General features: G+C 57.5%; 16 protein-coding genes. 5 read left to right on the top strand and 11 right to left on the bottom strand.

The features are described 5' to 3' along the window. Positions 1–41 precede the first annotated feature (41 nt). Entirely contained in the window at positions 42–770 is a 729-nt protein-coding gene (locus HHJ19_RS17160; protein ID WP_296909072.1) for a glutathione S-transferase, read from the top strand. Between the two features lie 290 nt (positions 771–1,060). Continuing rightward, complete coding sequence (locus HHJ19_RS17155) at positions 1,061–2,014, top strand: PA2169 family four-helix-bundle protein (RefSeq protein ID WP_296909071.1); 954 nt, start codon at positions 1,061–1,063, stop codon at positions 2,012–2,014. A 126-nt stretch (positions 2,015–2,140) separates the two neighbouring features. Here HHJ19_RS17155 and HHJ19_RS17150 read toward each other — a convergent pair whose 3' ends face one another. From HHJ19_RS17150 to HHJ19_RS17140, 3 genes are all read right to left on the bottom strand, one after another. Beyond that, complete coding sequence (locus tag HHJ19_RS17150) at positions 2,141–2,482, bottom strand: hypothetical protein (RefSeq protein WP_296909070.1); 342 nt, start codon at positions 2,480–2,482, stop codon at positions 2,141–2,143. 299 nt (positions 2,483–2,781) lie between these two features. Continuing rightward, positions 2,782–5,382 carry a DNA ligase D gene (ligD, locus tag HHJ19_RS17145; protein ID WP_296909069.1) on the bottom strand — a complete coding sequence of 867 codons (2,601 nt, stop codon included), beginning with the start codon at positions 5,380–5,382 and terminating at the stop codon, positions 2,782–2,784. 27 nt (positions 5,383–5,409) lie between these two features. Continuing rightward, the gene (locus tag HHJ19_RS17140; protein WP_296909068.1) at positions 5,410–6,336 is read right to left on the bottom strand and encodes a Ku protein; all 927 of its coding nucleotides are present in this window, start codon (positions 6,334–6,336) and stop codon (positions 5,410–5,412) included. A 278-nt stretch (positions 6,337–6,614) separates the two neighbouring features. On the opposite strand from HHJ19_RS17140, the gene HHJ19_RS17135 reads away from it, so the two are divergent. Further along, entirely contained in the window at positions 6,615–7,205 is a 591-nt protein-coding gene (locus tag HHJ19_RS17135) for a CHRD domain-containing protein (protein ID WP_366929421.1), read from the top strand. 735 nt (positions 7,206–7,940) lie between these two features. Next, the gene (locus HHJ19_RS17130; protein ID WP_296909067.1) at positions 7,941–10,295 is read left to right on the top strand and encodes a YgiQ family radical SAM protein; all 2,355 of its coding nucleotides are present in this window, start codon (positions 7,941–7,943) and stop codon (positions 10,293–10,295) included. 300 nt (positions 10,296–10,595) lie between these two features. Here HHJ19_RS17130 and HHJ19_RS17125 read toward each other — a convergent pair whose 3' ends face one another. Next, a complete protein-coding gene (locus HHJ19_RS17125) occupies positions 10,596–11,474 on the bottom strand; it encodes a CoA transferase (RefSeq protein WP_296909066.1) in 879 nt (292 codons plus the stop codon). A 150-nt stretch (positions 11,475–11,624) separates the two neighbouring features. After that, complete coding sequence (pobA, locus tag HHJ19_RS17120; protein ID WP_296909065.1) at positions 11,625–12,821, bottom strand: 4-hydroxybenzoate 3-monooxygenase; 1,197 nt, start codon at positions 12,819–12,821, stop codon at positions 11,625–11,627. A 159-nt stretch (positions 12,822–12,980) separates the two neighbouring features. Between pobA and HHJ19_RS17115 the strand changes: the two genes are divergently transcribed. Further along, complete coding sequence (locus HHJ19_RS17115) at positions 12,981–13,841, top strand: IclR family transcriptional regulator C-terminal domain-containing protein (protein WP_296909064.1); 861 nt, start codon at positions 12,981–12,983, stop codon at positions 13,839–13,841. Positions 13,842–13,894: 53 nt separating this feature from the next. Here the strand turns inward: HHJ19_RS17115 and HHJ19_RS17110 are convergent, their stop codons facing one another. From HHJ19_RS17110 to HHJ19_RS17085, 6 genes are all read right to left on the bottom strand, one after another. After that, a complete protein-coding gene (locus HHJ19_RS17110) occupies positions 13,895–14,611 on the bottom strand; it encodes an ABC transporter ATP-binding protein (RefSeq protein ID WP_296909063.1) in 717 nt (238 codons plus the stop codon). Next, a complete protein-coding gene (locus HHJ19_RS17105) occupies positions 14,608–15,384 on the bottom strand; it encodes an ABC transporter ATP-binding protein (RefSeq protein WP_296909062.1) in 777 nt (258 codons plus the stop codon). The genes HHJ19_RS17110 and HHJ19_RS17105 overlap by 4 nt, the downstream gene beginning before the upstream one ends. Next, complete coding sequence (locus tag HHJ19_RS17100) at positions 15,377–16,417, bottom strand: branched-chain amino acid ABC transporter permease (RefSeq protein WP_296909061.1); 1,041 nt, start codon at positions 16,415–16,417, stop codon at positions 15,377–15,379. Before HHJ19_RS17100 ends, HHJ19_RS17105 begins: the two co-directional genes overlap by 8 nt. Before the next feature lie 109 nt (positions 16,418–16,526). Then, positions 16,527–17,390 (bottom strand): branched-chain amino acid ABC transporter permease, encoded by an 864-nt coding sequence (locus HHJ19_RS17095; protein WP_296909060.1) that lies wholly within the window; start codon positions 17,388–17,390, stop codon positions 16,527–16,529. Between the two features lie 142 nt (positions 17,391–17,532). Then, positions 17,533–18,720 (bottom strand): ABC transporter substrate-binding protein, encoded by a 1,188-nt coding sequence (locus HHJ19_RS17090; protein ID WP_296909059.1) that lies wholly within the window; start codon positions 18,718–18,720, stop codon positions 17,533–17,535. Between the two features lie 169 nt (positions 18,721–18,889). Continuing rightward, complete coding sequence (locus HHJ19_RS17085; RefSeq protein WP_296909058.1) at positions 18,890–19,387, bottom strand: flavodoxin domain-containing protein; 498 nt, start codon at positions 19,385–19,387, stop codon at positions 18,890–18,892. Positions 19,388–19,650: the final 263 nt, after the last annotated feature.

Genomic DNA, 19,650 nt, shown 5'->3' with positions numbered 1-19,650 from the left:
GCCGGTGCGGCGCCCTATTTCCGTTCATCGAAAGAATTCACATGGCTTATGAACTTCATTACTGGCCCACTATCCAGGGCCGCGGCGAGTTTGTAAGGCTGGCGCTGGAGGCGGCTGGGTCCGACTACCTGGATGTTGCGCGCGGTGGCGAAGGCGAAGGGCAGGGCATGCCGGCGATGACGCACTTCCTTGAAAGCCCACAGGTGAAATACCCGCCGTTCGCGCCGCCCTTTTTGGTGGACGGGAAGCGCATCATTGGTCAGACTGCTGCCATCCTGCTGTACCTGGGCCCGCGCTTGGGACTGGCCGGCAAGAACGAACGCCAGCAGCTGTGGACCCATCAGCTGCAACTGACCATTGCCGATGCCGTCGCTGAAGTTCATGACACGCACCACCCCGTAGCCACAGGCCTGTACTACGAAGACCAAAAACCTGAGGCGGCCAGACGCTCGAAAGAATTTTGCAAGTCGCGCATGCCGAAGTTTTTTGCCTGGTTTGAGAGCGTGCTGCTGCGCAACCCCAAGGGCGCTACGCACCTTGTTGGCAAGCGTCTGAGCTATGCCGATTTGTCGCTATTCCAGCTGGTCGATGGGCTGCTTTACGCTTTTCCCAAAGCCTGCCGGCGTGCGTTGAAAAAAGCACCGGGCGTGGCTGCCCTGCATCAGCAGGTGGCGCAGCACCCCAGTGTAGCGGCCTATCTGGGCAGCGAGCGGCGCATCGCGTTCAACCTGGACGGCATCTTCCGGCGTTACCCGGAGCTCGATGGATAGTTTTTCTTTTGCTATTTATCTGATAGCAAGTTGAGGCTGTATTTGTTGGACAAGAAACACTTTTTTTTAAAAAATAGGCAAAGGGGGGTGGGGCAGATTTCCCTGTGCTGCCAGTCTGGCTTCCCCCCTCCGTTTGCGTGCGGCGCTCTCCTACAAACCTCTTTGTGCTTGCCTGACTGATCCAGCTGTCCGTGTGCGCCATGATGCAAGGACGTGTTGCGAGGGGCCTGATTTGAGGGGCCGCTTGTTCAGCAAAAACTGCAGTTTCCGCTCAATTTAAGGACTACCCCATGACAGAAGAAAAATCATTAAATCTTGATCCGATCAGCCGCGAACCCGGTGCCCATCCTCTGGGCGCCGGTGTTGGCGCGGCGATGGGCGGCGCGGCGGCAGGCGCTGCTGCTGGCGTGTTGGCCGGCCCGGCTGGCGCAGTAGTGGGTGGCGTGATTGGCGCGGTTGCCGGAGGGCTGGGCGGCAAGGCCGTAGCAGAGTCGGTCAACCCGACTTTGGAAGAGGCTTATTGGCGCGACAACTACCATCGTGAATCCTATTATGAAGCCGGCCGGTCGTTTGATGACTATGCACCGGCTTACCGTTTGGGCCTGTACGGGCGCACTGAATACGACGGCACTTTTGATGCCACCGAGAGCAACCTGGCAACGCATTGGGAATCGAGAAAGCAGGGCTCGACCTTGTCGTGGCCACAGGCTCGGTTGGCAAGCCGGGCGGCGTGGGACCGTGTGGATAATCGCGCCGGATTGAGCGCGCCCTATGCCGTCGCTGACGAACCGGCTGCTGATGATGAAGTGGTTGACGTGCTTAACGACCTGCTGGAGTCATGCCGCGACGGTGACTACGGTTTTCGCGAGGCCGCCGAGCACGCAAAGGCACAAGACATCAAGATCATTCTGGCGCGTCATGCCGACGAATGCCGTGCTGCTGGGCTGGAACTTGAGACCTTTATCAGGCAACTCGGTGGAACGCCCGATGAAGGTGGCTCGGTTAGTGGCGCCCTGCACCGGGGATGGGTGTCCGTGCGTGGCACCCTGAGCGGCTACAGCGACAAGGCGACGCTCGACGAATGTGAACGCGGAGAAGACACTGCGGTGGCACGTTACCGCAAAGCGCTGAAAGAAAACCTGCCCGCAGGGATCAGGGCGGTGGTAGAGCGCCAAGCGCAAGGCGCCCAACAAAACCATGATCAGGTCAAAGCCCTGCGCGATACATTGAAGGCCAATAACTGACTATTCGTTGGCTTGACAGTGGGTCGTTAGCGGTTTTGAAAAATAAACGGCTCTGCATACCTCGGGGCAACATTTTGATGTTGCCCTTTTCGCGAGTTGACGCCATGGGAAATGACGGGCAATCGGTTATCGAATGATGCGAGTGCCCGCCTTTTCCGTTGGTTTGCCGCATTCCACCTGGGCATCGAACTGCATGCCTTGGCGAGAATAATCGCTATCGGTAACTTTGCACCCCGAAATTTTTTCAATAGCCAGTAACAGGGCCGTTTTGTTGGCCGAGTTGTATGGCAATGGTCGGGCGATTCCAGCGGCGCTGGCAGTCCAGGTGCTTTCGGTCAGCTGGCTGATGAGGAATGGTTCTCCGCCTACCGTCACCCTTGCGGCGGGATCGCTGGTCGACGATATCAACGCGCACGAACTTAAGGCTGTGTACGCCAGAAAAACCACCACACTCGCGTTATGTTTCATGCGCGACTGGATACAGCGATCAGGCACAGAGCCGTGACGCATGATTGTGTGGCGGGCGGACTGTACGAGGTTTTGCTCTCCAATTTAGGCTCAGGCGCCTTGGGTGGCGGCGTCGGCATTTTCGAATCGGGGCAGCCGCTCAACAGCAAAGCGATGAATGCCATCGGAATAATAAGTTTCATGGTGCCTCCAGAAGCAGCTTACCTGCGGATCTTCAATGATAGGCGCTGATCTGGCGACGCACTAGAGAGCCTAAGCAAATGGCGGCGAAGACCTACAGGGCGAGGCCACTTCAGGCGCTAAGCCTGAGGCTTGAATTCCAGTCGCTTCATGGCGGTCGCCAAGCCCTTTCGGGATTTTTCATAGTCGTTCCACGGCTGGTTGCCGGTGCGCAAACGTGTGTCCAAGGTGCTTGCAGACCAGTGTGCGCCGCCTGTAAGCGAGGCCAACTCATCCCAGGCGACCGGTACCGATATGCCCATACCGGGGCGAGCGCGCGCTGACCATGCCGACACCGTGGTGGCGCCAAAGCCGTTGCGAAGGTAGTCCACAAAAATCTTGCCGACCCGGTTTTTTGATCCGCTTTTGTCCGCGAAGCGCTGCGGAATCACCCTGGCCAGATGCGCCACGATGGCATGTGAAAAATCCTTCACCACAGCAAAATCGTAAGCGCGCCTGAGTGGCACCACCAGATGCAGCCCTTTGCCGCCGCTGGTTTTCAGAAAACTGTTGAGTCCGAGTTCGTCAAGAACCGTTCGCACCAGTAAAGCACCTTCCTGAACCTCGGTCCAGCCAACGCCTTCGCCGGGGTCCAGGTCAAAAGTCATGCGGTCCGGCTTGCCGATCGAACCGGATGTGGCATTCCAGGTGTGGAACTCGATCACATTGAATTGCGCCGCTCCCAACAGTGCCTGCGCAGAAGCTATTTCCAGCAGGGGCTCATGACCTGGGTCCAGCGCCGGGTTTAGCAGCTTGATGCCGGGAATCAGGGTGGCCTCAGCGTGCTTCTGAAAAAACAACTCGCCCGCAATGCCTGACGGAGCCCGCACCAATGCAACCGGGCGCGCCTTGAGGTGCGGCAGCATGAACCGCGCCACAGACGCGTAATACTCGATCAGGTCCTGTTTGGTGAAGCCAGTACTGGTGTCGATCACGCGGTCGCCATGGGTGATGCGCATCGATTTCAATGCCGGGCTGGCGTCAGGACGGACCAGCGCGGCTAAGCGGGTTTCTGGCACGGGATTACCTTTCTGCTCGCCTTGCAGCAAGACGGGCGTTTCGCGAATGATGTCGTGGGGCTGTTTGTCAGCGCGCAGTCCCTGGAACACGGCGTGGCGGATATGGCTGGCATGAGTCCATTCACCAAAAGCCACTTCGGCCAGCAGTTGCGGCTGGACCCACTGGCCCTTGACGGAAGACGGCAGCGCGGCAAATGGGGCTCGGTCGGTGTGGATTCTGAAAAGGCGTTTGGTCAGGTCACGCAGGATTTTTTCATCAAATCCGGTCCCTACATTGCCCGCATAAAGCAGCTGGCCCTGTTCATCATGAAAGCCCAGCATTAGCCCAGCCAGTCCTGTTCTCGACCCTTTCGGTTTGGTGTAGCCCCCAATCACAAACTCCTGGCGCAGCTGGGTCTTCAGCTTGATCCAGTCTGCAGAGCGTCGCGAGGTGTAAATTGAATCCTTGCGTTTACCGACAATGCCTTCAAGTCCCAAGCGCTTGGCTGACGCCAGCAGGTCTTGCGGCAATTCCAGAAACGCGTCGCTGAAGCGAATTTCAGTTTGCGGCTTGCTCATCAAAATTTCTTGCAGAATTTTACGTCGATGCATCAGACTGACGTGACGCAGGTCACTACCTTGATAAAACGGCAAGTCAAACACAAAATAAACGATGTTGGCTGTGCGAGCGCTGTTAAAAGCATTTTGCAGCGCGCCGAAATCGGGCAAGCTCTTTGGGTTCATTACCACGATTTCTCCATCAAGCCAGCCCGACCTGATCCCGAGCTTGCCCACGGCCGCAGCCAGTTCAGGAAGCTTTGCGGTCCAGTCTTTGCCGTTGCGCGTCATGCACCGAACCGACGATCCGTCGATCCGGGCAAGAAGCCGGTAGCCGTCGAATTTGATCTCGTAGATCCAGGCTTGCGAATCGGCAGGCACGTTCTTGACCAGCGTGGCCAATTGGGGGCTCAGTGTTTTGGGCAGGAGTGCCTTGATGGCGCCTTCGGGCGCATGCTCTGCTAGCTTTGCGCTGAAAGCTCTTGTTGCGGCAGGTTTTTTTCGCACGACTTTTGGCTGTGTCGCTGCTGTTTCAGGCGCAACTGAGCGCGAGCCCTCGCTAAATAAGGGCCTATCCGTCAACACGCTGTTGGGAAAGGCCCGTAGCACGTCGAACTCCTGCCCGGACCTGGCGTGGTCGTCGCGTTCCTTGATCAACAGCCATGGCTCATGAGTCCCTTCGCTCCGGCCATGCATGCGCACCAGTGTCCAGCCGCCTTTAAGCTTTTCGCCGTGGAGTTCAAATTTGAGCTTGCCGCTTTCAAGGCTGGCGACCGGGTCGCCGACAGGCGTCCAAAAACCGCGGTCCCAGATGATGACATCCCCGGCGCCATATTGTTTCGGGGGAATCGTGCCCTCAAAATCTGCGTAGGAGATCGGATGATCTTCGACATGCACGCCCATGCGTTTGATGCGGGGGTCAAGGCTGGGGCCTTTGGGCACAGCCCAGCTTTTAAGCGTTCCTTGAATTTCCAGCCGGAAGTCGTAATGCAGATTGCGTGCGACGTGTTTCTGGATGACAAAGATCAGTGCCTTGTCCGAGCGCAATCCTCCTTGTGAAGGCTCTGGCGTTTGCCTGAAGTCGCGCTTGGCCTGATAGCGCTCAAGTGAGTGATTGAGAGCCATGGCGCTTGTGTCTGTTTGTGCTTTAGCTTAAGCAGCGCGGCGTTTGGCAGTTGTTCGCGGTGCGGCCTTTTTAGCGATTTTGGGTTTGCCAGGCTTTGCTTCGGGTTTGGCTTTCGGTTCGTTGTTCCTCGCGTTTGCTTGCGCGCCGCCCGCGCGCAGGCTGCGCTTGAGCAGGTCGGTCAGATCTATCACTTGGGCGCCTTGCGAAATTCCAGAAAATTCGCCTGATTCCGAAGGCTGCACAACGGTTTGAAGCTTGCCTTTATTGACTTTGCGCTCGACCAGCGCCATGATTTCGTCCTTGAATGAATCAATGAACCGGTGCGGATCCCACTTGCCCGCCATGTCCTTGACCAGCTGTTTGGCCATCGATAGTTCGCGATCAGAGAGCCCGGCGGCCTTTGCGCCTTCGGGGGGCAAATCCAGGTCTTGCCAGGAACGGATGTTTTCTCCCCAGCGCAGCAAATTCAGGACCAGTCCCGCCCCCGATGGCACCAGTAGCGCCATATGCTGCTTGGTCTGTATGACGACCCGTGCAATTCCGACTTGCCGGGTTTCCAGCAAGGTATCGCGCAGCAGGGCATACACCTTTGCTGCCTTGTTGCCTGGCGCGAGGTAGTAAGGGCGTTCCAGGTAAATGAACGGGATATCGGTATTGGCAACAAAGCATTCAATTTCTATCGTCTGGGTGGCCTGCGGATAGGCCGCAGTGATTTCCTCTTCGCTCAGCACTACATATTGCCCATCACTGTATTTAATGCCCTTGACGATATTTTCCGGCGTAATGTCCTTGCCAGTTTTCTTGTTGATGCGTTTATAGCCAACCGGGTCCATGCTGCGCTTGTCCAGCCAGTCAAAATCCAGGCCGCTGTTGGTCGTTGCCGAGTGTAGGGCCACCGGAATGTGCACCAGCCCAAAGCTGATGGCCCCTTTCCATAAAGCGCGAGAAGTCATTCTTGCCCCGTCTTAAAGATTCGCGTTAACCGTTCACGCCGATATCGGTTGCCTGCCGCAGAGGGCCTGAAACGCGTCATTGAATGCGCGTACGGCGCCTCGTTTTTTACGGCTGATCCGGTTGTCATCGGTTTTGCCATGGCGTGCCTTTGTATTTCGGGCTTCTCGCCCCGCAATAGACTTTCTTCTAAAAATCTGCAACTGTGTGTCGGAAGTCCAAGACCGGTAGCGTAGGAGAGAAGCTTAAGTGCCACTCTTGCGGGCAATAAAGCCGAATCTTGGATAGCGTATCCAACCATTTGACGCTTGCCGATATCACCGACCGGTTATATCGGGTTTGTCCTACCGGTTGGTTATTGATTTGGGAACAGAATGAATCTCAATTTAAACAGGAGTTAATCATGACAACACGTCGCCAGGCAACCCGAATTTCTCTTGCTGCCCTCGCCATAGCGGCAGCGGCCGCCATCACTGGTTGCGGAATGATGGAGCGCCAAGCTCAATCGAGCATGGTCGCTTTCACCACACAATTGCGCGCATCCACCGACGTGCCGTCAAATGCCAGCCAAGGGACCGGATCGGTCGACGCCGTGTTCAACAAAGACACTAACTTGTTGCGCTGGAAAGTCAATTACGCCGGCCTGACTGGTCCCGCCACGGCGGGTCACTTTCATGGCCCGTCTAACGTCGGTGCGAACGCCGGTGTTGCCGTTCCCTGGTCGGGTCCCATCAGTAACCCAATGGAGGGAAGCGCAACGCTGACCGCCGCGCAGGCGGCTGACTTGATGGCCGGGCGCTGGTATGCAAACATCCACACCGCTGCCAATCCTGGTGGGGAAGTTCGTGGCCAAATGACCGCACGTTACTGAAACTACAACTGAAGTTGAAGCGACCGGCATTACTTGCTGCTGTCAAAATCACGCTTTTAGCGGTCTTGTCTTAAAGATGGAGATTGCGCATCGTGTAGTCGCCCAGCCCGTGATTTGCATCACGGCTACATAGCGTTGCCGCGGCAACTTGCGCTTCCGTTTTAAGTACGGCAACGAACCGAGAGATCCAATGCTGTCAACCGTTTACCATTTCTGCGCTGGTCGACAATTCAAGCACGGCGGTGAGTAGCCGCTCAACCGCTACCGTTGTACTTTGAGTTCTTGTTTTCGTCTACACCTTTTACGCAAGCCCGGCACGATCTACAGAACCTGGTCCATCTTTATTTGTGATGCAGGGCGTTTGCGCAAGTTGACTTTCCACTGCACGAAGTGGCCAGCCCTGAATTGATGGACAAGCGACAGTGAGTGAACAGCGCAACTCCGTCACGCATTGATGCTTTTTCTCCCAAGCAACTGCTGATTTTTGGATAGAAGCGCGTATACCCTTGTCGCGGTCGAAGCAGATTGGGTTACCACCCCGGCGTCCTGTGAGGTGACCGCCTTTTGTGGGACAGCGCCACCTTGCGCCTGAAAATCAAAATAACCATGGAAACTAAAGCTCAACTTTTGGTCAGGGCACCCTGATTGCGGTAAGACATTAAAATGAAGGGTTAATCCAAAATCGCAGACTTTGCCCTCCGGCAGTTTTTTGCGGTTTTACAAAAGAATCGCTTCATGAACGCTCCAGTCGACGTCTCCTTTTTTGCCCGCGCCGCAAAGCCTTTGACCAGTTACCGAAAATACTGGGCAGCCCGCTTCGGCACCGCCAAATTTTTGCCCACCAGCCGGGCTGAAATGGATGCGCTTGGCTGGGACAGTTGCGACATTGTTCTCGTCACCGGTGATGCCTACGTTGATCATCCAAGCTTCGGCATGGCGGTGATTGGCCGCGTTCTGGAAGCGCAGGGATTTCGCGTCGGCATCATTGCACAGCCTGACTGGCATAGCGCCGAAGCTTTTAAGGCATTGGGCAAGCCCAATCTGTTCTGGGGCGTGACTGCCGGCAACATGGATTCGATGATCAACCGCTACACGGCTGACCGAAAAATCCGCAGCGATGACGCCTACACCCCCGGCGACATTGGCGGCAAGCGGCCCGATCGCGCCGCCATCGTCTACAGCCAGCGTTGCCGTGAAGCCTGGAAGGATGTTCCCATCATTCTGGGCGGTATCGAAGGCAGCCTGCGCCGTATCGCCCATTACGACTACTGGTCCGACAAAGTGCGCCGCTCCATCGTGGTCGATGCGAAGAGCGACCTGTTGCTGTACGGCAATGCCGAGCGCGCGCTGGTCGAAATTGCCCATCGCCTGGCCGCCAAGGAGCCGGTACAGCAAATCACCGATGTTCGCGGCACTGCTTTTGTGCGCCGTCAGGATGACGAATCGGGCAAGGGCTGGTTCGAGATTGATTCCACCCAGGTCGATGAGCCGGGCCGTGTCGAGTCGCACATCAACCCCTACATGACCACCAGCGAGCAGGCCGCAGGACAAGGCACAACATGCGAGAAGGAAGATGCAGAAAAGGACGGCGGAGCGCCGGTAGCCGTCAAGTCAGCGAACCCGGCCAATCCCGCGATCAAGCCACTGGTTTTCATGCCGAACCCGGCGCTGTACGGCAAGGGTAGCGTCAAGGTGCCGCCGCGTGACCGCACCGTGATTCGCCTGCCTAGCTACGAGCAGATCAAGGCCGATCCGGTGCTTTACGCCCATGCCAATCGGGTGTTGCACCTGGAAACCAATCCCGGCAATGCGCGTGCTTTGGTGCAGGCGCACGGTGAAGGAGTCACCGCGCGCGATGTCTGGATCACGCCGCCGCCGATTCCGCTGACAACGGCCGAGATGGACTATGTGTTCGATTTGCCGTATGCGCGCGGGCCGCATCCTAGTTACGCCGACAAAAACGGCCGCCACGACGGCGCGACCAAAATCCCGGCCTGGGAAATGATCCGTTTTTCAATCAACATCATGCGTGGCTGCTTCGGCGGCTGCACCTTTTGCTCGATCACCGAGCATGAAGGCCGCATCATCCAGAGCCGCTCCGAGGATTCGGTGATCCGCGAGATTGAAGACATCCGCGACAAGGTGGAAGGCTTTACCGGTACCATTTCCGACCTGGGCGGCCCGACCGCCAACATGTACCGCCTGGGCTGCCGCGGCCCCGAGATTGAAGCTGCCTGCCGCAAGCCGAGCTGCGTTTACCCCGGCATCTGCCAGAACCTGACCACCGACCACGGCCCGCTCATCAAGATTTACAAGCGTGGCCGCGCGCTCAGAGGCATCAAAAAAATCCTGATTGGCTCCGGCCTGCGCTACGATCTGGCCGTGCAGAGCCCCGAATACGTCAAAGAACTGGTTCAGCACCACGTCGGCGGCTACCTGAAAATTGCCCCCGAGCACACCGAGTCCGGCCCGCTCACCAAGATGATGAAGCCGGGTATCGGCAACTACGACAAGTTCAAGACGCTGTTTGACAAATACAGTCTCGAAGCCGGCAAGAAGCAGTTTCTGATTCCCTACTTCATTGCGGCCCACCCGGGCACCAGCGACGAGGACATGATGAACCTGGCGATTTGGCTGAAAAAGAACGGCTTCAGGGCCGACCAGGTGCAGACCTTCTACCCCAGCCCGATGGCAACCGCCACGGCGATGTACCACAGCAACAGGAATCCGCTGCGCCGTATCACGCGCGACAGCGAGACAGTTGATATTGTTCGCGGCGACAAGCGCCGCCGCCTGCACAAGGCCTTCTTGCGCTACCACGATGCCAACAACTGGCCGGTGCTCCGCGAAGCGCTGAAAACCATGGGCCGCGCCGACCTGATCGGCAATGGCAAGCATCACCTGATCCCGACTTTTCAGCCGATGACCGATGGCGCTTACACCAGCGCGCGCCGGAAAAACTCGACCACCACTGTGACACAGGCTGTGCCAATCGGCAAGGGCCGCATGCTGACGCAACATACGGGATTGCCGCCACGGGACAATGGCTCGGCCAAGGTTTCCGGCAAACTGGTCCGCCGGTCGCGTTAGGCTGTTCTTTCGGGATTTTCAGTCACCAGCGGTACTGTTTGGCTTGGTGCACTGGCTTGCGAGTCCTGGGTGGTCATGGTTTGCATGTAAAACCGGCTTCATGTCCAATAGATATGGCTATTAATAGCTATAAAAACCATAGCGATCCCGTTTTTTGTGTTGCTCTGGGCGGGCTGATGCGACGGGCTAACCCCACGACCGCCTGCAAGCGACCTGACATTCCCTTGATAGCGATTCCATCCTGCATTTGTGCTTCGCGCCCGCTGTCGCTGAGGCGCTGGCCTCGGGCGGAGCCGCGTATCAGGCCATCGTATGCAGTGGAATGTCCTTGGCCAACGCCAGCGTTTTAAGTTCCTGGCGGGTTTGTGTGAGCAGGAAACCCTCGATCTGTTGACGAGTGTCGGGCTTTAGCAAGCTGCGAATGTCTGAAGCCGCAACGCCCGCAGCAGCGCACAAGGCTGCAGCAAAGTGGGGCTCCAGCGCGGCAACGGCTACGCGGCCATCCTTGCAGGCATAGACACGATAACCTGCATGAGCACCGCCTACCGCGCCATCGGGCTGCGTCAAACCCCAATGCCGGGGCAGGGCCAGATAGGCTGCCGCATCCGACAGGGCCAGTTCGATGAATACCCCCTTGCCGCTGATACGCTGCGTCATTACTGCTTGCAGCGCGGCTTCGCTGGCCATAAGCGAACCGGCCATGTCAGCGTACAGCGTGGCTGGCAGTTCCAGGCCGGGCACCAGGCCGTTGTCGGCCAGATAAGTGAGGTCGTGACCGGGCTCTTCGGCGCGCTCGCCAGGGCTGCCGACAATGGCAATCTGCGACAGGACGGGATACAAGCGGTGCAGCTCTTCCCAGCCCAGGCCGAGCTTTTCGATCGCCGAAGGGCGAAACGAAGTGAGCAGCACTTCGGCCGAAGCCAGTTCGCAATGCAATGTCTGCTGGCCGGCTTCAGTTTTCAGATCGGCAGTCAGCACTTTCAGGCCTTCATGCAGTTGTGCATAGGCCGCCTTGTTGTAGTGGCTCATCGGGTCGCCGCCGGGTGGTTCAAGCTTGATGCATGTCGCGCCCATTTTTCGGCAGCGCATCAAAGCGGCGGGGCCGGGCAGGTTGAGCGCAAGGCTGAGGATGCGAACGTCTTCGAGGGGCTGCGGTGGGTTGCTGTTGGTACTTGTCATTTGCTATTAAATTTGTAGCGGCTTATGCCGGAATCATATGGACCTGGGGGTGAAATCATCTTCAATCTACAACAAGGGCGCCGGCCAGACTGAAGAAGTGTCGAAAGCGCCATCTGGCGCCTGTTGGCGAGCAGCAAACCAGGCGCCTGCTTACTCACCGAAATCGAGCGGCAGGCCGACGTAGTTTTCGGCGAGCGAACGCGAACCGGCTTCGGAGTTGATGAGGTAGTCAAGCTCGGCTTCCTGGAATTTCTGACCCATCTCACCGTTTTCCGGGAAACGATGCATCAGGCTGGTGAGCCACCACGAAAAGCGCTCGGCACGCCAGATCCGGCGCAGGCAGCGCTCCGAATAATGGTCGATACCCGCTTCGCTTTTCTCCTCATAGCACTCGATCAGCGCACTTGAAAGGTATTTGACATCGGTGGCCGCCAGATTCAAGCCCTTGGCGCCGGTGGGCGGCACGATGTGAGCGGCGTCACCGGCCAGAAACAGGCGACCAAAGCGCATCGGTTCGGTGACAAAGCTGCGCAACGGCGCGATGCTTTTTTCGATGGTCGGGCCCGTGACCAACTGTTCGCGAGCTTTCGGGTCCAGGCGCAGGCGCAATTCCTGCCAGAAAGCTTCGTCCGACCAGTCCTGGACCTTGTCCGTGAGCGGTACCTGCAGGTAGTAACGGCTACGTGTTTGGCTGCGCTGCGAGCACAGCGCAAAACCCCGAGGGCTGTTTGCATAGATCAGTTCTTCGTGTACGGGCGGGCTTTCTGACAGCATGCCGAGCCAGCCGAAAGGGTATATTTTTTCAAATTCGCGGAGCGCCCCAGAAGGAACGCTGGCGCGGCATACGCCATGAAAACCGTCGCAGCCGACGATGAAGTCGCACTCAATTTCATTGGCTTTCTTGCCCTTGACACCGTCTTCTTCATAGCGCACGCGGGGTTGGTGGGAGTCAAAGTCATGCACCGTCAGATTACCGGCTGTGTAGATGGTGCTCAAACCTGACGCCTTGCGTGCATCCATCAGGTCACGCGTGAGTTCGGTCTGGCCGTACACCATGACATTCTTGCCGCCGGTCAACCGGTTCAGGTCAATGCGGTGCCGTTGGCCCTTGAACAGCAGGTCAAAGCCGCCGTGAACCAGCCCTTCATGGTGCATGCGCTGGCCGACACCGACTTCGTCCATCAGGTCCACACAGACCTGCTCCAGAACGCCGGCGCGGATGCGCGTCAACACATGGTCGCTGGTCTGGCGCTCCAGAATAATAGTGTCAATGCCTGCCTTGTTAAGCAGTTGGCCGAGCAGCAGGCCAGAGGGGCCGGCACCAATGATGGCAACCTGGGTGCGCATGTCTGTGTCCTTTGAAATGGCGAGCAAGTCGCATTGTCCAGTGGCATGCCTGCTCAAGCATTGTGCTCGTATGACGAGCATAGGTTGCCAAATCTTCCGTGCATCAGGCAGGCAAATGTCTTTGCGCGATGTTTGAGGTAATTGTGCGATGATCGCGCAATGCCTTCGACCAAAACCGCATTTGGGTCCGGGTCCGGGTCCGGGTCCGTCAGTTTTTCGATTGCCAAAGCCGACAAGATTGAAGGCATGGCCAGGGGCATGGCTGTACTCGAGAGTTTTGGCACGCAACGCCAGCGCCTCAATGCCACCCTTGCCGCAGAGCGGGCAGGCATTACCCGGGCGGCGGCGCGCCGTCATTTGCTGACGCTGACGCACCTGGGCTACCTGGAAACTGACGGCAGTTATTTCTGGCTGGCCGCCAAGGTGCTGCGCTTTTCTGGCAGTTATCTGGCCACAGCACGTTTGCCGTGCGCCGTGCAACCCATACTCAACCGGCTGGCCGTGCAGACCGGGAATTCGTTTTCGGTGGTTGTCCTCGATGGCGACGAGGTTGTGATTGTCGCCCGCAGCGGTTTCGGGTGGATGGGTGCGTCGGGTGATAAAGCCGTCAGCGCAAGGGTACTGGCCTATGGCTTGCATCTCGGTGCCCGGTTGCCAGCCCACGCCACGTCGACCGGTCGCGTATTGCTGGCGGCCAAGCCGAAAGCTCAGTTCAAGAGCTGGCTGAAAATCAGAACCGATGGCGGTGGACTTCCCCGGCTGACGCTGCACACGGTCACAGACCCTCGCAAGCTCACGGCGCTGGTCAATCAGGCGCGGCTGGACGATTATTGTGTTGCCAGCGAAGAGCACGAATTTGGGGTCAATGCCCTGGCTGTTCCGCTGCGTGACGTGCGCGGGCGCACGGTAGCAGCGCTGAATGTGGTGACTTCGCCGCAACGTCTGCCTATCGAGGGTTTGCGCCATGACCTGTTGCCCGTGCTGCTGAATGCAGCGCGTGAATTACGGCCGCTTTTGTAGGCACCATTGCGCTGGTGTTATTGATGCGCCGGCGGTGCCGATTCCGTGGGCCCTCAGACGCCGAGATACTGCTGCAACAGTTCAGGTCTGGCGAGTAGTTCTGAAGAGTTGCCCTGGAACACCACCTCGCCCTTGACCAAAATGACGCTGCGATCGGCAATCTGGCTGACGTGCTTCCAGTTTTTATCGACTATGACGCTGCTGATCCCGGTTTCCCGGATGACACCGCAGATGCGCCAGATTTCCCGGGCTATCAGGGGTGCCAGCCCCTCGGTTGCCTCGTCAAGAATCAAGACGTCCGGATTGGTCATGAGCGCACGGCCTATGGTCAGCATCTGCTGCTCCCCGCCGCTAAGCTGCTGGCCTCCGTGGCCCAGGCGCTCCTTGAGGCGGGGGAAAGTATCGAGTACGCGCTCGTAGGTCCAGTCACGCTGGCCACGCGTGCCGGCGCGGGCTGCCATTTTCAGATTTTCCATCACGCTCAAATTGGCGAAGATGCCTCGTCCTTCCGGAACATAGGCAAGCCCAAGGCGGGCAATTTCATAGGACGGGCGCCCTGTCATCGGCTGACCGGCAATATGAACGGAGCCGGAGCGTGGCTTGACCAGACCCATGATGCTTTTAAGCAGCGTGCTTTTCCCCATGCCGTTGCGGCCCATGAGGCCAATGGTTTCGCCGCGAGCGACCGAAAAACTCAAGTCGCGAAGAATATGGCTGGCACCGTAATAGGTGTTGATTTTCTGGGCGTTGATCAGCAGTTCAGAGCTCATGCGCTGGTCTCTTCCAGGGCTTCACTGGCCTCTTCGCCAAGATAGGCGGCCTGCACGCCTGCATCGGCCCGAATCTGCGTCGGTGTGCCGCTGGCAATGACCCGGCCGTTCACCATCACCGTGAGTTGGTCCGCAAGCGTGAACACGGCGTCCATATCGTGCTCCACCAGCAGGATGGCATGGTCTTTTTTGAGCTTCTGGAGCAGCGCGACCATGCGTTCGGCTTCCACTGCCCCCATGCCGGCCAGCGGCTCGTCGAGCAGCAACACCTGCGGCCCGGTCGCCAGAGTCATGGCAATTTCAAGCTGGCGCTGCTCACCGTGACTGATGGCACCGGCAATGCTTTTTTTTCGATTTTTCAAGCCGGAAAGCTCGATAGCCTTTTCAGCCCGGATGTTGATAGCTTCAAATTTTGCAGCGCGCCGGAACCAGTTCGCGGCATGGGGCTCGCGTGACTGCGACGCCAGCCTGACGTTTTCCCACACTGTGAAGGGTAAAAAAATATTGGTTTTCTGGTAGCTGCGACCCAAACCCTGGACTGAAATCTTTTCGGGGCTCCAGCCCGTTATGTCACGCCCCGCCAGCATCACGGAGCCTGAGGTGGGCCGCAGATCGCCCGACAGGAGGTTGGTCAGCGTGGATTTGCCCGCTCCGTTGGGGCCAATGACCGCGTGGATGTGGTTGCGCCGCAGCTCCAGCGACACGTCATCAACAGCCGCCAGGCCACCGAAGCGTTTGGTGAGATTTTTCGCACTAAGTAGCACTTCACTCATGCGACGCCTCCTGGTTTGTTTGCGCATCCTTGCTTCGCCGGGAGTCGCCAAAACGTCCCGCAAGCCCCAACAGCCCGCGCGGCGCAAAAGTAATCAGCAGCACAATAAACAGGCCCATCCAGAGCTGCCAGTGTTTGCCCAGGTTGACGTCGCCATGTTGTGGCAAATCCTTGAAAACATGCAGCAAATAATCAAATGCAAACGCCCCCACAACAGCGCCGGCGATATTGCCCATGCCGCCCAGCACCACCATCATGATGGCATGTGCGCTCATTTGAAAGCCCATGAGTTCGGGGTTGATGAAGCCGGTCTGCATGCCCCACAGGTAGCCCGCCAGCCCGGCCAGCGCACCGGCCAGCGTGAAGGCAGCGAGCTTGTAGCCAAAAGTACCAAAGCCCATGGCTCGCATGCGATGCTCGTTGACACGAATGCCCGCCAGCGCCCGACCAAACGGGCTCCAGAGCAGTCTGCGCAAGAATGCGTAGACCATCAGCATCGTGACCAGCGTGAAGTAGTAAAGCGCGGGTTTGCTATCCAGATTGAATGGCACCCAGGCTGAAATTTGTGTGCTCGGTTTGAAGTTGATGTACACGCCGTCGGAGCCGCCCAATACCTTGTTATCGAAAAACAGGAAGAACACCATCTGGGCAAAGGCCATGGTGACCATGATGAAGTAGATGCCGCGCGTACGCACGACGAAAAATCCGATGACCAGTGCGGCGAGTCCGGACGTCAGCACGGCCACCGGCAATGTCCACCAGAGACTCACCGGCTCGCCCTGAGGTGTCAGAAAGGCCAGGACGTAACCTGCGAGCCCGAAATAGGCCGCGTGTCCCAGCGAAACCAGTCCCGTCACACCTTGCAAAAGGTCCAGACTCATCGCGAAAATCGCCATGATCATCATGCGCGTGACCATCTCGGTGTAATAGCCAGTGCCGACGAACGGAAAGGCGAGTAGCGCCGCCAGCCCCAGTGTTAGCGCCACCTGCACGCCACGCGGCAGGATTTCGAGGTTGGCTTTTGCGGCACTCATAAAATCCGCATCGACAAAACAGGGTCAATTTTTCGCATGGCCGACCCGGCGAAAATTGGCTCGTCCGTGAAGCTTGGCACGCGAAGCGGCAAGTTTGGGAGGTAGTTCATCATTGTTTGAAAAGTCCTTCCGGTTTCCACAGCAGCACTGCGGCCATCAGCACGTACACCAGCATGCCGGCCACTTGCGGCAGCAGCACTTTGCCAAAGGTATCGACCAGACCTACTAGCAGTGCGGCGATCAGGGCGCCGCGCACCGAACCAATGCCGCCAATGACCACAACGACAAAGCACATGATGAGCACCTGCGAGCCCATGTTGGGATAGACGCTTGCAATTGGCGAAGCGATCATGCCCGCCACAGAAGCAAGCCCCACGCCCAACGCAAACACGACAGCATGAATCAGTTTGATGTTGATGCCCAGCGCTTCAGCCATGTCGCGGTTAAAGGCGCCGGCGCGTATCTTCATGCCCAGGCGGGTTTTTGAAATTAGCAGGTAAAGACCTGTCGCCAGGGCAATGCACACGCCCGAAATGAATAGGCGGTAAACCGGATAGGACAGATTGTCAGTCAGCGGAATCGATGCGCTGAGAAAGTCAGGAATCGTGACCCCGTGTACGTCATCGCCCCACAGGATGGAGCGCATTTCCTCAAAGATGTAGATCAGGCCAAAGGTCAACAAGACCTGATCCAGATGGTCTCGTTCATAAAAATGGCGAAACAGCAACCATTCAAGGGCGAGGCCAAACAGTACCGACAGCACCGCCCCACCGAAGATGGCTAGCGTCAGACTGCCCCATTGAGCGCTTAGCGACCAGGCGAGGTAGGCCCCGAGCATGTAAAAGCTGCCATGCGCCAGATTGACCACGCCCATGATGCCGAAGATCAGCGTCAGGCCTGCGGCCAGCATGAACAGCAGCAGCCCATATTGCACGCTATTCAAAAGCTGGATAAAAAAATTGACTAAATCCATCGCAGTGGTCGCTGGGCTTTTAAAGGAAGACTCATGGGGTACGCGTCGGTAAAAGTGCAGGGCCTGAACTGTCAAAAAAGACGGTTGGCATTAAAAAAAATGGGAGGCCCTAAAACCTCCCACTCGTTCCCATGTCAATGCATCAAGTCATTTTGCAACCTGCGCCCGAGTCAGACAACGCTTTCGCAGCAATGCCGATGACCTTGTTTTCCTTGTTTTCTACCACGCGCAGATACATGTCCTGCACCGGGTTGTGGGCCTTGCTCATGGTCCACTTGCCGCGCGGGCTGTCAATGCTTGCGCCTTCCATGGCTTTATACAGCGCCGGCTTGTTGCTCAGGTCACCCTTGACCGCATTGGCACCCTGTATCAGCAGCAAGCCGGTGTCATAGCCCTGCACCGCGTACACATCGGGCTGGCTGCGAAAGGCCTTGGCGTAGTCGAGGCGGAATTTCTTGTTGCGCGGCGTGTCGAGCGAATCGCTGTAATGCATGGTCGTGACAATGCCTTCGGCGGCGGGCCCGGCGGCGTCAAGCACGCCCTCGGTAAGGAAGCCCGAACCGTATAGTGGAATCTTGCCCTTGAGGCCCGCGGCAGCGTAGTCGCGGATGAATTTGGCAGCGCCACCGCCGGCGAAAAAGCAGGCTACGGCATCGGGTTTGAGCGCAGCGATTTCAGTCAGGAGGGCCTGGAATTCGACGTTGGGGAAGGGCAGGCCCAGTTCCTTGATGATGGTGCCGCCCGCTTTGGTATAGCTTTCCTTGAAACCTTCGAATGCTTCGTCGCCAGCTGCGTATTTCCAGGTGATCCAGACTGCTTTCTTGTGCCCCCTGGCGACCATGGCCTGGCCCAGCGCAAGTGTGGGCTGCGAATTGGTGAAACTGGTGCGGAACACGTTCGGTGCGCACAAGCCCCTCGTGGCGGCATGCACTCCAGCGTTCGGAATCAGGCTCAGCACGCCACTGTCGCGCACAACTTTCTGGATACCCATCTGCACACCGGAATGCACTGTGCCAATCAGCACGTCCACCTTGTCGCGTTGAACCAGTTTGTTGGCGTTTTCGATGCCTTTGGAAGGGTCGGACTCATCATCTACCTTGAAGTATTCAATTTCGCGACCACCGAGTTTTCCACCCTGTTCATTGATAGCCATGCGGAAACCATTCTCGATGGCGACGCCAAGCTGGGCAAACGTACCGGTATAGGGAAGCATGAAGCCGACGCGCACCTTGCCAGACTGAGCCCGAGCAATTTCTGGCAGCAGCAGACTGGTCGATGCGGCGCCGATCATGGCAGCGCTGCGGGTGAGAACGAAGCGGCGAGTGGACATTGAAGATGCTCCTTTTAGTTTAGGCTTAAAGCAGTTTATCGGTCTCGGTCACGAAAGTAACTTATGAGTTACCCGGGGTTCTGATAACAGCCTTGCGAAGAGTGTCAATGGATAAACCATTTCTGGACACGCTCGCCTGTTAACCCTTGCATCGATGCTTGCCAGGCAGTCATTCACCATGGAGGGCCTGCACGGAGATGGTCCGCAGCGTGTCTGACAACCACTCTCTGCACCATTGCGCTGCTCGCATTTCGGGAAGCGCTTCGTTTCCGGCATCGAGGTAGCAGATTTCACCCATGCGATGGGCCCCAAGATCCTGCAGACGCGCATCGAATTTTTTGCCGCCAAAGCAGAAGGTTTTTGAGTGGCTGCTGTTGTCGCCCAAGGCAATCACCCCGTAGCGAACATGGCCCAAAAACCGGGGTTGCAAATCCAGTGATTCGTAAAACGCGAAGGCATTATCCGGTACATCGCCCATGCCATAAGTCGATGTGCATATGATGTAAAGTGCATCTCTTGCTTCTGCTGGTGCAAAGACGCTGATATCCAGGTCGTCCATGAGCCGGACTTCGATACTGCTCACCAAATCCGCGCATTCCATTTTTATCTCCTGCGCTACATAGCTGGCGGTGCTGGTCACGGTGCCTACGAAAATCTTGAGTTGCATCAAGGTGGAGTGCTGAAGAAGGTTGAACGAGTGCTACATTTTTGACGATGATATGAAGTATATTGCAACCAAATTGGGATTGATAACTGATTTGGAGGGGGTTTCCCCTTGGTAGTACTTACTGGACATACAAGCCGTCCTTGCCGTGATAAATGCTTGCTGGATTGGCGATTTGCCACGTCAGCTTGAGGGCGCACCGCGTTTGAGCAAAAATTCACGCGGCAGGGCACGCCGCGCGTTGGACAACGGACCATTCCGATCCG

It is taken from the genome of Polaromonas sp. (assembly GCF_012927415.1).
Lineage (GTDB): Bacteria > Pseudomonadota > Gammaproteobacteria > Burkholderiales > Burkholderiaceae_C > Polaromonas.
This window is presented reverse-complemented; position numbering and strand designations above follow the sequence as displayed.